This window comes from Stenotrophomonas sp. 2619 (genome assembly GCF_040548725.1).
Taxonomy (GTDB): domain Bacteria; phylum Pseudomonadota; class Gammaproteobacteria; order Xanthomonadales; family Xanthomonadaceae; genus Stenotrophomonas; species Stenotrophomonas maltophilia_AP.
On record NZ_JBEPSF010000001.1, the window covers coordinates 510,228 to 523,568 of the forward strand.

The 13,341-nt window shown below is 59.8% G+C and carries 10 protein-coding genes; 8 read left to right on the plus strand and 2 right to left on the minus strand.

The window, feature by feature from the left end; translation table 11 throughout:
* Window positions 1-9 precede the first annotated feature (9 nt).
* From ABIA71_RS02365 to ABIA71_RS02400, 8 genes are all read left to right on the plus strand, one after another.
* Window positions 10-2,223, plus strand: coding sequence for a polysaccharide biosynthesis tyrosine autokinase (locus tag ABIA71_RS02365; protein WP_354282779.1), 2,214 nt, complete (start codon window positions 10-12; stop codon window positions 2,221-2,223).
* 192 nt (window positions 2,224-2,415) lie between these two features.
* Entirely contained in the window at window positions 2,416-3,696 is a 1,281-nt protein-coding gene (locus tag ABIA71_RS02370) for an oligosaccharide flippase family protein (protein WP_354282781.1), read from the plus strand.
* Entirely contained in the window at window positions 3,693-5,081 is a 1,389-nt protein-coding gene (locus ABIA71_RS02375) for a Coenzyme F420 hydrogenase/dehydrogenase, beta subunit C-terminal domain (RefSeq protein ID WP_354282783.1), read from the plus strand. Before ABIA71_RS02370 ends, ABIA71_RS02375 begins: the two co-directional genes overlap by 4 nt.
* The gene (locus ABIA71_RS02380) at window positions 5,078-6,193 is read left to right on the plus strand and encodes a polysaccharide pyruvyl transferase family protein (protein ID WP_354282785.1); all 1,116 of its coding nucleotides are present in this window, start codon (window positions 5,078-5,080) and stop codon (window positions 6,191-6,193) included. The genes ABIA71_RS02375 and ABIA71_RS02380 overlap by 4 nt, the downstream gene beginning before the upstream one ends.
* Entirely contained in the window at window positions 6,190-6,834 is a 645-nt protein-coding gene (locus ABIA71_RS02385) for a glycosyltransferase family 32 protein (RefSeq protein ID WP_354282787.1), read from the plus strand. Before ABIA71_RS02380 ends, ABIA71_RS02385 begins: the two co-directional genes overlap by 4 nt.
* On the plus strand, window positions 6,834-7,607 hold the full coding sequence (locus ABIA71_RS02390; RefSeq protein WP_354282789.1) for a WecB/TagA/CpsF family glycosyltransferase: 774 nt from the start codon (window positions 6,834-6,836) through the stop codon (window positions 7,605-7,607). The genes ABIA71_RS02385 and ABIA71_RS02390 overlap by 1 nt, the downstream gene beginning before the upstream one ends.
* Window positions 7,604-8,617, plus strand: coding sequence for a glycosyltransferase family 2 protein (locus ABIA71_RS02395; protein WP_354282792.1), 1,014 nt, complete (start codon window positions 7,604-7,606; stop codon window positions 8,615-8,617). Before ABIA71_RS02390 ends, ABIA71_RS02395 begins: the two co-directional genes overlap by 4 nt.
* Window positions 8,614-9,861 carry an O-antigen ligase family protein gene (locus ABIA71_RS02400; RefSeq protein ID WP_354282794.1) on the plus strand — a complete coding sequence of 416 codons (1,248 nt, stop codon included), beginning with the start codon at window positions 8,614-8,616 and terminating at the stop codon, window positions 9,859-9,861. Before ABIA71_RS02395 ends, ABIA71_RS02400 begins: the two co-directional genes overlap by 4 nt.
* 519 nt (window positions 9,862-10,380) lie before the next feature.
* Here ABIA71_RS02400 and ABIA71_RS02405 read toward each other — a convergent pair.
* Together ABIA71_RS02405 and ABIA71_RS02410 are read right to left on the minus strand one after the other, a co-directional pair.
* Window positions 10,381-12,576 (minus strand): YjbH domain-containing protein, encoded by a 2,196-nt coding sequence (locus ABIA71_RS02405; protein WP_354282796.1) that lies wholly within the window; start codon window positions 12,574-12,576, stop codon window positions 10,381-10,383.
* On the minus strand, window positions 12,573-13,340 hold the full coding sequence (locus tag ABIA71_RS02410; RefSeq protein ID WP_354282798.1) for a capsule biosynthesis GfcC family protein: 768 nt from the start codon (window positions 13,338-13,340) through the stop codon (window positions 12,573-12,575). Before ABIA71_RS02410 ends, ABIA71_RS02405 begins: the two co-directional genes overlap by 4 nt.
* Window position 13,341 lies beyond the last annotated feature (1 nt).

Sequence of the window (13,341 nt, forward strand, 5' to 3'; positions counted from 1 at the left end):
CTATTCCCCATGACAACTGATTCGCGCAATTCCGCACAAGACGACAACGACGAGATTGATCTGCGGCAGCTGCTGGGCACCTTGGTGGACTACAAGTGGTGGATCATCTCGATCACCGCTGTGTTCTTCCTTGTGTCGGCGGCGTACGCACTGCTGGCGACACCAATCTATCGAGCAGATGCGATCGTTCAAGTCGAGTCGAAGGTTCCCTCTCTGCCGGGCTTGGCCGACATCAGCCAGTCCCTTGGCATGGGAGGGGGGTCTGCTGAAGCCACAACCGAGATCGCACTGATTACCTCCCGGGCTGTTGTCGGCAGTGCGGTTGATGCACTTAAGCTGGACGTGAGCGTTGAGCCCAACCGCTTTCCGTTGATCGGCAACTATCTTGCCAGGAAGGCCGAAGATGTCGATCCAGATCAGTTGGCAGATGCGCGCTTTGGAATGAGTCGTTTCGGCTGGGGCGGTGAGAGGCTTGATGTCTTCCAGCTGGAGGTGCCGCGTGCACTGCTTGCCCGTGAGTTGACCTTCGTCGCGGGCGAGAAGGGCGCTTATGAGTTGTTTGACGAGGATGACACCTTGCTGCTCAGCGGGCGCGTTGGACAGGTCGCGAAGGGTAGTGGGGTCACTATGCAGGTAGCTGCGCTGCGGGCCCATCCGGGCATGCGATTCGAGGTGAAACGCCAGCGTCACCTGACCGTCGTCAATGACCTGCAGAAAGACATTGGCGTGACCGAGTCTGGGAAAGATTCCGGTATTCTGACGCTGACCTACGAAAGCGCAGATCCAGACGTAGCTCAGAATCTGTTGCAGCAGGTGGCGCAGGCGTACGTCCGCCAGAATGTTGAGCGTAACTCTGCCGAAGCATCAGCCCAGCTGACGTTCGTGAAGGAACAGCTTCCCAACGTTCGAAATCAGGTCGATCAGGCGCAGAAGGCACTGAGTGCCTATCAGACAAAGGCGAATTCTGTCGACCTTACGTTGCAGACCAAGGGGCTGCTCGACCAGGAGGTTGCGGTCGAGACCAGCATTCAACAATTGCGTCTGCAGCAGGCGGAGATGGACCGCAAGTTCACCCGGGACCACCCGGCCTACCAGGCGCTGATGCGCCAGGTGGGCGAGCTGGAAGGGCGCAAGAGCAATTTCCAGGGCCAAGTGAAGCAGTTGCCCGAAGCCCAGCAGCAACTTCTGCGACTCACCCGTGACCTCCAGGTCAGCAATGAGATGTACACCGGCATGCTCAATCAGGCTCAGCAGCTTGATGTTGCCCGCGCAGGTACGGTTGGGAATGTGCGCATCATTGATGCAGCCGAAGTGGATGCTACCTTGCCGGTGAAGCCGCGCAAGGCGATCGTGGTTCTGATCGGCACCGTGCTTGGTGCCTTCCTGTCCGTCGCACTTGTGCTGCTCAAGCAATTGCTGAATCGCGGCGTGGAAGACCCGGCGCAGATCGAGGAGCTTGGGCTGCCGGTGTATGCCTCCATCCCGGTCAGCGTGCAGCAGCAGGGTGACTCGGTGCGGGGCAAGTTCCGCGCGGATGGGAAGCTGCATCTGCTCGCGGTGAAGGACCCGGCCGACCTGGCCATTGAAGCCGTGCGCAGCCTGCGCACCAGCCTGCATTTCGCACGGTTGGAGGCCAAGAACAACATCGTGCTGATTTCCGGCGCCAGCCCGAATGCAGGCAAGACGTTCGTTTCCTCGAACCTTGCCGCCGTCATCGCGCAAGCGGGGCAGCGGGTCCTGGTAATCGACGCCGATATGCGCAAGGGCACCCTTCACAAGGCGCTCGGTACCACGCAGACGCCCGGCCTGTCGGATCTGCTGGTAGGAAAGGCCGAGCGATCCGAGGTGATCCGCACGCTGCCCGGTCTGGACAACCTGAGCTACATCGCCCGTGGCGACGTGCCGCCGAATCCGTCCGAGCTGCTGATGCATGCCAACTTCACGCGTCTGCTGGAAGAGCTGGCCCCGCAGTACGACATCGTCATTATCGATACGCCGCCTATCCTGGCGGTGACCGATGCGGCCATCATTGCCCACCATGCGGGCACCTGCCTGATGGTGGCGCGTTTCGGGCTGAACCAGGCCAAGGAACTTGCGCTGGCCAAGCGCCGCTTCGAACAGAACAACGTCCGCATCAAGGGCGCGATCTTCAACGCAGTGCAGCGCCGCGCAACCGGGTACTACAGCTACGGGTACTACGAATATAAGTCCACCTCTTCCTGAGGCGGAGGCGCGGCAGGCCGGGGTGCGCGCCCGGCCTGACCCGCGCGGTGTCCGGCCCCGTCGCCGCGCGATGGCATTCCATCGGCGGCAACCCGAGCTGGATCCACACAACTGCATGTCGGCGCGGCAGTCGCGGCATCCTCCCTGGCAGGGCCTTGCCCCGCACGCATACGCGGTTTGAAGTCATACACAATGAAACGTTCCATCCAGCACGTTTCCGTCATAGGTCTGTTCACCATCGTGGGCGCCGGGCTGACGTTCCTCACCCAGATACTCGCCGCGCGCGTACTGGGGCCCCGGGAGTACGGCATCTTCATGGCGGCTTTCACCACCATCAACATCGTCTCACCGCTGACCGCCTTCGGGCTTCAGGCGTTCTGGCTGAAGGTGTTCGGGCGCGAGGGCTGGCATGCCATGCGCTGGATCCGTCCGACGTTCATGTTCTGCGCGTTGAGTACGGTGATCACGATTGCCGGCGTGGCGGCCTGGGCCATATTCGGCCTGGGCGTTGAAGACCCGACGGCCTGGTGCCTGCTCATCCTGTCCACGAGCCTGCTCTCCGTGGCCAGCATCGAGGTGGTCACCACCCGCTTCCTGCTGGAGGAAAAGCCGGTTCCACTGATGGTCTGGCAAACGTTGCCGCAGGTGGCCCGGTTCCTCGTGGTGGCCGGCGTCCTGCTGGCCGGCCAAGGTCTGGATGCGGTTACCCTTGCGTGGCTGTACGCACTGGTGGGCGGCCTGCTGGTGCTCGCCGGCATCCCGAACATGGTGGCGCTGGCGACCGGGCGCATGGGCGTGGTGGGGCATGAGCGACCCACCGGCCCGGTGGTTCTGGAGCGGCCGGGCATTGTGTCCGTGGCCTCGGAGACCTGGGCATTCGGCCTGGGCAATCTGTTCTTCCTGGTCTACTTCCAGAGCAGCATCCTTTTCATCAGCCACCACCTAGGGCCCGAGGCTACTGCCACATTTGGCGTGGCGGTCACCATCCTGGCCGCGCTGTACCTGCTGCCCACCACGATCTACCAGAAGCTGATGATGCCGCGCCTGCATCGGTGGGCATTTCAGGATCGGGCCGCGTTCCGGGCGGCTTATGTTGCCGGCAACAAGTACATGCTCCTTCTTGGACTGGCCGCCGCCGTCTGTACTGCGCTGCTCGCTCAGTACCTGGTGCCGCTGTTGTTCGGCAAGGAATATGCGAAGGCCGCCTGGGTGCTCATGTGGCTTGCGCCGTGCATTCCGATGCGCTTCGTTGCCACCAGTGCGGGTGCGATTCTCAGCACCGGCAACCTGATGCGGGTGAAGATCCGGATCATGGGGTTGGTGGCGATCTGCAATCTCGTACTGAACCATCTTCTGATCAGCCGCTTTGGCATGCAGGGCGCCATCCAGGCCGCCATTGCCACCGAAGCGCTGTTGGTGGGCCTGTACTGCTATACCGCCCACCGTTCATTCACCAAGAGCGACCCCGCATGAACCAGGCAGTTTCACTTGGGCAGATCGTCAAGGGCGGCTACTGCGTTGGTTGTGGCGGCTGCGCAGTGGCGGCCACTGGTGTGCAGATGTCCATCAACGACCTGGGCATGCCACAGCCGTCCCACCCCGCGCTGGAATCACTGCCTGCAGCGACGTGCCCGTTCGGCACCGACAGGAACGAGACGATCCTGGCGGACGAGCTGTTCGGGGGACTGCCAGGGATCTCGCATCACCCCTCGACAGGCTTCTACTCGGAGTTGCATGCGGGGCATGCAGTCGCGGGTCCGCACCGTCTTTCCGGAAGTTCCGGCGGACTCACCTCCTGGGTGCTCGAAGAACTGCTCACCCGTGGTGAGGTCGATGCGGTCATCCACGTGGGCCGTGGCGCCGGCGACGGCATCTTCGAGTACCTGATTTCCAGTTCAGTGGATGAACTGCGGACGCGGGTAAAGTCGATCTACTACCCCACGGGCTTCCATGAGGTGCTGGAGCAGGTGCGCGCCGATACCACGCGCACGTTCGCCATTACCGGCGTTCCGTGCCATATCAAGGCGCTGCGCTTGGCTGCCGAGAGCGACCCGCAACTGCAGGGCAAGATCAAATACTTCGTGGGTATTTTCTGCGGTCATCTCAAGTCGCGCGGCTTTGTCGAATCGTTCGGGTGGCAGTTGGGTATCCATCCCGACCAAGTAAGCGATGTGGACTTCCGCGTCAAGGACGCGTCGCGCCCGGCCAATGATTATTCGATCGAAGTAAAGTCCAGGACGAAGGTGGCGCGTACGGAGAACTTCCGCCTGTACGGCTCGGATTGGGGGCTGGGCCTGTTCAAGCCGCTGGCCTGCGATTTCTGTGATGACGTTGCCTGCGAGACCGCCGATGTTGTCATGGGCGATGCATGGCTGCCGGAGTATGTGAAGGACAGTCTCGGGACTAACGTAGTGATCGTGCGCCATCCTGTCATCGCAGCGCTGCTCGCGGGCGCGAGCGCGCGGGGTGAAATTGCGCTCGATCCGATCGATCCGGCCAAGATCCATCAGTCCCAGGCGGCAACCTTCCGCCATCGCAATGAAGGGCTCCAGGTTCGCCTGGCCCATATGGATTCGCGTGGCACCTGGCGGCCCCGTAAGCGCGTCCAGGCCGGCGACGGCGGATTGGAGCCGATGAGGCGGCGTCTTTACGTCACTCGCATGCGCCTTTCCCAGGTCTCCCATCGGGCCCTGAAGGAGGCCAAGCAAGGTGGTGGGCTTGGGTGGTTCTTTCTGCGCCTGCTGCCCTACGACGTGCTTTACAACTATCAGAATGGTCAGCTTCTGCGCAGGACGTACCGCACGTTGCGGGCCATGCTGCAGTCACTGGTCCTCCGACCCTTGAGGAAGAAATCATGACCCGTCGAATCGGCCTGCTCACCCTGCCGCTGCATTCCAACTATGGCGGTATCGTCCAGGTTGCGGCGCTGTATGCGTTTCTCGACGAGCAGGGATACCAGCCCATCCTGCTGCGCAAGGAACATCGCAAGGCCGGGTGGAAGCTGGCCGTCATTGCGGCGTTGAAGCGCATTCCTGGCCAGAACATAGCCAACTATCGCAGCCAGTTCCTCAAGCTGCGCAAGCACGCCGCCTTCATGCAGGCGTTCTTGCCGACCCAATCCGGGGTCAGTCGCACCCCAGCACAGTTGGCCGCAGAGAGTGAGCGGCTTGGCCTGGACGCCGTCATCGTGGGAAGCGACCAGGTGTGGCGCCTGGATTACATCGACGACGGCGCGTACGACGCGTACTTTCTGTCGTTCCTGCAGAACACGCCTGTGCGACGGATTTCCTATGCCGCTTCGTTTGGCACCGACCAATGGACCGACGACGGCAAGGTGGCGCAGGTTGGCAACTTGCTTGGGCAGTTTGATGCGGTATCGGTCCGTGAGGACTCGGGTGTCTCGCTTTGCGAGCAGCGCTTTGGAAGAAACGACGCCGTTCATGTGCTGGACCCGACGCTGCTGGTGGAACGGTCGTTCCACGACAGTGTGATCGAGCGCCTGGCGCCCGGGAAAAGCGCTGGTGGTCTTTATGCCTATGTGCTTGACCGATCCGCGACGAAGCAGGGCATCATCGACACGGTCCAGCGAACCCAACACTTGGCCACAATGACGCTCGCGGAGCCGGAGACGGATCTGACCGGCTACGTGAATATCGGGCAGTGGGCACGCCGCTTCCGTGACGCTGATTTCGTCGTGACCGATTCCTACCATGGAATGATCTTCTCGATCATCTTCGAAAAGCAGTTCGTCGCCATCGGCAATGCCGGGCGTGGGCTTACGCGCTTCAAATCACTTCTGGCACTACTTGGCCTGGAAGAAAGATTGTGTGACGCGTCGGCCAACCCGGGCTTCGAGGCGACCGAGCTGGAGCCGATCGATTATCGACGTGTGAATCGTCGTGTCGCCGAGCTTCGGGAGCATTCGAGGGAGTTTCTGCTTGGGGCACTCGCAGGGGAGGCGGTATCGTGATTCCCAAGACAATCCACTATTGCTGGTTTGGGGGAAATGCACTGCCGGCGTTGTACAGCCGCTGCATTGATACGTGGGCGGAGAAGCTGCCGGACTATCGCATCGTGCGTTGGGATGAGTCCTCCGCGCGGTTCGACACGCCTTTCCTGCAGTACTGCCTGAAGAAGAAGCAGTGGGCCTTTTTGTCGGACTATATCCGGCTGCGCGCCATCGCCGACGAGGGCGGCATCTACCTCGATGCAGATATCGAAGTTGTAAAATCGTTCGATCCGCTTCTGGCTCACGACTGCTTCCTGGGCCTGGAGGCGCCAGGGCGGCCCACCACCGGCGTCATCGGATCGGTGCCCGGGCACTGGTTGCCTCGTGAATGCATGCGCGTGATCGATGAGCGTTTCGCCGCCCGAAAGCCGTACCTGATCGCCCCTGAAGTGGCGATGGCGTCGGTTGCAGCCGGCGATCCTTCGACCGTGGCGATCTTGTCGGAAGAGCACTTCTATCCCTACAACCCCTACGATGACAGTCGCCCGGTAAGGGAGCTGATGTTCTCGAGCATCACCGAGAACACGTACGCCATTCACCACTGGGGCAAATCCTGGAGGCAGAGTTTCGTCTCCCGTGCATTGAAGAAGCTGGGGTTCTGATGGCTGGCGTGCCCGATTCAAAAGCAGCCCTCAGCGAGCTCGTCGAACTACTTGGCCGTTCTCAACCCGATTGGCGGGCCTTCCAAGGGCAGGGTGAGCGCGCTTTGCTTGTCACGTTTGTCAATCCACTTTCCGTGCGGATGATGATGAACCAACCCGGATACGCTGCTGATCTGGCAGCCTTCGACGTTACCTTCCCGGATGGAAATCTATTGGCCTCAAGCGCAAGCCGTCAGCTGCGGCGGGTGGTCGCTCGACGTTCATTTGATGGGAACTCCATTGCATTGGAGGTATTTGAGTTCTGCCGCCTCAATTCGCTCAAGATTGCATTGATCGGTGGGGTTGACGGCGTCGCCGCCGCGGCAGGCGCGGTGTTCGCAAAGGAGTTCGCCGTTGACATCGCATACGCCAGATCGGGCTACTTCAATGGAGAGCCGGAAGTTCATCAGTGTCACTCAGAAATCAAGGCGCGGAGTGTTGATGTGGTCATCTGTGGGATGGGGGCACCGTACCAGGATCGATTCCTCCTCGGGCTGAAGACCTCTGGTTGGAACGGCTTGGGCTTTACCTGCGGAGGATATCTGGATCAAGCGCTGACCGGGGTCAAGTACTATCCGGAGTGGGTAAATCGGTTCAACCTACGCGCGCCTTACAGGCTGCTCCGCGAGCCAAGGCGGCTCTGGCGTCGCTATCTGATCGAGTATCTGCCCTTCATGGTTGCGGATGTGCGGCTGCGCATTGGTGGTGGCTTCCCCAGAAGGCGTCTGCCATGACGATACTCTCCATTGTGGTTCCAATCTTCAACGGTGCCCAGCACCTGCAGGCATTCATGGCCTCAGTGGAACCTTACCTGGCTACCGGTGATGTAGAACTCATCCTCATCAACGATGGTTCCACCGACATAACTGGAACCTTGCTGGATGCTGCTGCGGCAACCCACAGAGCCGTCCGGGTGCTGCATCTGGCCAATGGAGGCCAAGGGCGTGCAAAAAACACCGGCGCGCTCACTGCGACGGGTGACTATCTGTGGTTTGTCGACGTCGATGATGTGTTCGAGGAGCAGGACGCAGAGCCGTTGCTTGAGGTGCTTCGCCGCGGCAACCATGAGGTCGTGCTTACCGGCTACCGGCGCATTGACGTGGAAACGCTCAAAGAATTGGACCGTTACACGCCGAGTTTGTTCGCCGGGACCGATGGTCGCGCGCAACTTGACCGACTCGAGTCAGCTGGACATAGCGCTTGGAACAAGATCATATCGAGCGATCTGTTTCACGCGCCCGGCATGAGTTTTCTCGAGGGGGTGATCCACGAAGACATGGCGGTTGTTCCGCTTTGGATCAGTCGGGCGTCATCAGTCCACTTCGACCCGTGCATACGCTACCGCTACGGCGTCCGCGTCAGCTCAAGTATCAACGGCAACTTTACCCGTGGCGGGGATCTGCTGGTGGCGCTCAATCATCTTGCCGAGCATGGTAGTTCGGATCCCGCGCGGGTAGGGCGCTCTATAAGCAAGGAAGTCTTTTTCTACACGCTGCCGCGCTGGTGCGATGGTATCTCTAAGGGTAGCGTGCCGCTGAGTGAGTACCGGCTTTACCATGCCAAATTGATGAGCCTGGTCCGCGAACTGCCATCGAGCTTTCGAGACCGACGGGTGCAGGGCTTCTCGGCTCTTTCACGGGGTTACATGTCCCTCGTGGAGCGCGGCTTCTGGTTCCTTCCATATGCTGTCTTCCAATTGCGTCGTGTACTGGTGGAATTGCGCTCAAAGAGGGCTTCAACGTGAACAGTGCCACCAAAATCAGCTTGGCTGACCGAATTCTGCTTTACACATGGATTCCGCTTTCGGTGGGGCCGATGGTTTGGGGGCTGGGGGACCTCGCCGGCCTCCAGCTGCATCACGCCGCCGTACTGCTCGTCTACGCATTTGCATTCGTCCTGTCCTGCATGCGGGGCACCATAATGCGCATAAACAGGTATCTTCTATTCCTGCTTGCGTACATTCTTCTGCTCGGCATTGCCTTCAATGGTGGTGCTTTGGATTTTTGGCTGAAATACGCGTCCTATATTGGTGTGATCATTGTTGCCAATCATGTCGTAAAAGCCATGCAATTCGATGTCTTCGTTGATCAGATGACGAAGGCACTCAAGGCAATCCTGATCATATGTCTGATTCTCGCAGCAATCGCCCCGGTCATCGCATTTCACGTAATTGATGGCCAGAACTCGCTGAATGGGCTTTACGCGCAGAAGAACACCTTCGGGCGCCTTCTCTACTTTCTGCTCTTCTTCATCAGTTTGCAGTTGGTAATGCGGGGCGGGCGCATGCGAATGCGGGAGGGGATCTGGATTGGTGTTTGCGCCATCAGTCTGTTCTTGTCGAACTCTCGAACATCCCAAGTGATGGGGCTCATCCTCGCGGTGGTGCCCTTCGCGTTCAAGTGGCGATACGTGCGCTTGTCGCTTGTTCCGATCCTGTTGATGGTCGCGATTCTCACGATGATCGGATTCGCGACAGGCCAGGTCGCATTTGGCGAGGTGGGCAGTAACCACGATTACATCAGCGTGCTAGGTATGGAGATACCACTTACCGGTCGCGCAACCATCTGGCAAGGGGCGCTGGAGGGGTTGAACAAGGAGGGGCGCTGGCTGTTTGGATTCGGGCTTGAGGGCTTCTATGGTTCGAACTTCAAATCCTATGTATCGAACATCGGATTGGGTGTCTTCGTGCCTGCCGACTCCCACAACGGTTACATTGACCTCATTCTGAACTTCGGTATTGTTGGCGCGTTTATCTTCTTGGCGATTGGCATGAAGCTCTACTTCAATGCATCGCGCTTTCCCGCGGGTGGAGCGAAGATCGCCATTCTCTCGTTCCTTGTGCTGTATCTGGGCTCCAACTTGACAGAGTCCTACTTCGTCAAGACGTCCAATATTACCTCCTTCATGTTCTTGGTCATGTTCATCTATTCCTATGGTTATCGAGAAAGTCGAGAACGTGCCGCGGGGGCTCGCGGGGGCAGATGTTAATCACGAGCGCGCCGGTGCGTTACGCGTTCAGACGTGATGAGTCCCTTGTGCGCACACCTGTCAGTGTTCAAAGGGCCACAGGGACGTGTTCGTATGCGCGGCTGGCGACCTGCGTTTAACCAGTATCGCGAGAGCACTGCCATGTCTTTTTCCACTTCTGGTTACCACCGGCGGCGGTGTGTTAGGCGATCCATCCTACTGCGGCTGGGGCAGGATAACGCCCATGGATCAAGCGCCGCGGTTGTGATCGCGGCCAAAGGTTTTGCATGGGAGCATGGGACTTGATTCAGGCCTGAGCTGAGTCTGGCGCCCTGAGCGCGCGGAATCCGACGCGTCCTTCATTAGCCACTGAGCTCTTCGGAGAGACTGTGGATCCAGGGCGCCAGATCGGTTCAGCCCTCTGCGAGAGGACTACCTGGCAGGGGCTCCTCGTCATGCCAAGTAAGGGTGATTCGCAGTCCGGAGTGTACTGCCGGACTGCGAGGGGCCTGCTGTTCCATGCGTCGACTGAATCAATCTTCAGTCGCCAACTGCATCGATGTTGTCGTAGAAGAAGCGCTCGTTCCGTTCGCCGGTCAAATTGTAGAGCGGGTACTTTCTACTCAACATTGCGCCGCCATCACGGATGAGTGGTGCCCAGTTGATAGTGGCGCTTGCGCGCGTGGAACGGGGGAGTACGGTGTCCAGTGGAATGCTGAAGTAGATCCCTTTGTCGAAGCTGCCCTCGCCAAACTCCGCAGCGGAGACATTTGTCTTGGTGGCATACGCACCCATCGTCATGCCATTGTCGAAGACTCTGGCCACGTTAAGTGTCGCGCCGTAGTCACCTGCCAGGTAGCGGCCGACTGAGAGCGATCCGACAACGCGCTCCTTGGCATCGAAGCTGTAGTAGAGGGTCGCGTGACCAGTCGTGATGCGGTAGTCCCGCAGTCCAAAGTGCTGGTCATAGTCGCGTTGACGGACATAGTTGAGGTTCCCCCCTACCGCCCATGACTCGCCCATTGGTCGGTATAGAAGTTCGCCCCCGACGCCTGCATACATCCATTCCAGGTAGCCAGCGTAGGCAATCCCGTACAGGTCGCGCCCGAGGCGGCCTGCCAAGTTGAACTGGAGGTTGGGTAGCGTTACCTCAGACGTGGTGGTGTACTGGCGCAGGTCAGTACGAACGCGTGGAAGCTGACTGGGCGCATCGTAGCGGAACTTGTCGTAGTTGTTGATTACATTGGCGCTGGCGGTGCCGGTGAGCCAAGCGTTACGGCGGAAGAAGACGCTTCCACTGTAGTTGGCTGCGACCTGATAGAGAATGAAGCCGTCCGGCCCCCCGAGGTTCTGACGGTAGCCGAAACTGAACCCGCTTCCCCAGGGCTTGTTCTGGTGCCGGTACAATATTTCGCGATTGACATCGGAGGGAGTTGTGATCTCCGTGCCCCGGCGAAGGTCATCCTCGCTGCCGCGGCCGTCAAGATACGCTTCGACGGCTTCTATCTTCATGGACGTATCAACGATGGGCATGCCCAATCGCGTAGTGCGAAGGGTGTACCAGTCGTAACCTTCCACCCCGTTGCTACCAAGGATGCGCGCAGCGCGCCCCATTCCCTTGGCCTGCTTGAAGTAACTCGCTTGGTAGCCGTCGATGAAGAGCTCACTTCCGCGCCGAGAGATCTGGTCCACACGAATGCCCGCGTTGTTACGTAGCTGTCGCGCGATCAGCTCCCAATCGACCGCTTGATCAACATCGATCTCCAGCGTGCCCGTGTTGGCGGCAGTGGTGCGAACGTCGTCTGCCGCCGCTTTTCGCTGCAGTTTCACCGGAGCAGGGTCAAAAGGCTTGTGGGAAGAGGGGGCGTGCCCCGGGTTTCCCCTAAATGTGAGTGAGAACATCGCGGCCTCACCGCGCTCCCATGCTGCGGTGAGCTCAACGTTGCGATTGGGCAGGTACACAAGGCCCACATTCACTGGAGTGCGCTGGCTTAAGTTGTTCCAGCGGGGCTCGCGCTTGTAATCGTTGCCGTCGTACTCAACCTTGACCACCAGTCCGTCCCACGGCGTCTGGTAGCTGATGCCACCAAATACGCCAACGGGGCCTTTAAACATGTTGCTCACGCCGAACTTGCCGGCCTGTGCGATGTCGCTACCGGCAATCGGGCGCCGGTCCTTGAAGCGATCGTCGATGACGCCCAATGGGTTGGAGAAGTCGCCGCGGTTGCCGAGGTAGCCCGTGGCCAAGCCAACGGACGCGTCGATCGGACCGAACGTCTTACTTGCGACGACGTATTCGCTAGAGAAGAAGCCCGTACCGCCCAAATCGCGGACACCAAAGGCAAGGTCGGGCGTCCAGCGCGTTTCCTGCCACAGCCGGACTTTGAAATCGATTGATTTATCTTTGTAATTCTGGTCGCCGCTGAAATCGACTGCGCCGTACGGAATGTTCGACACGTTGATGTACCGGAACGAGCTTTCCAGCCAGGGGAAGGGCTGCATGGTCACGTTGTAGCGGCTGTATGGCGAGGTATGAGACGCGGTGAACGCAATCTCACCGTCATCTGCCATGCGCGCAGTTGGCGTCTGTAGCAGACCGACTCCGCCCCATTCGCTGGCGGTTGCGGGCGGGGCCTGCTGGGCATGGATGCTGGCTGAAAGTGATAGCGACAGTATCGACAGGGTCAGGGCGGCGGGTCGAACGGGAAGGAGATGCCTCGGCATACGGCGTGTCACGGGTCTAGAACCTGGGTTGCAACGAACGCCGCGAACTCGGCATTGAAAGTGCCGTCGACGGTGTCAACGGCGCGTTGGCGGATTGGAACGTAAATTACCCCGCCGGGTGCTACGGATTGGGGATCGGCACGATTCCACATGGCGATGCCAACGCGCACGGTGCGCGCGTCAGGCTGAATCACGTACAGATCGTTCGGATCTGCACCCGCATTTGCTGGGCAAGCGCTCAGGTAGTCGCGTGCATCGCGAAGAGGCTCATGGTCAAGCTCACAGGGCGCTGCAACAGCGCCCATAACTTTGATCGTCTTTGAGCGCGACGGAATGATCAGGACATCGCCAGACTCCAGAGGAGGATCTGATTTTGGCTGAACCTGCATCAAGCGCATGTCATTCACGGAGAGCGGGATCCGTCCGGTCGCATCGTGGCCGTCCAGCCAACGCAAGAGGCCCGTAGCGGCGTTCGCGATGCTTGAATCCTTCCTCTTCTGCAGGGTGATCAGATCGTGCTCCAAGCCGGCGCGTAACCGGATTTGCTTCACGCGCTCTGATTCCCTCAGGAGGGCGATGCCTGGTTCATATGCTTCGAGCTTTGGACGCGCAGCTGCCAGTGCCTGGGAGAGCCGCCCGCCGGCCACGACCGTATACTGACCGGGCGCATGCGCCTGGCCTTCTACACGGATCATCATTGGTGGCAATCCGGTATCGCCGGATGCGGAGAACGCGACAGCGAGCCCGGCTGCCAGGGCGAGAGAACGCAACTGCATG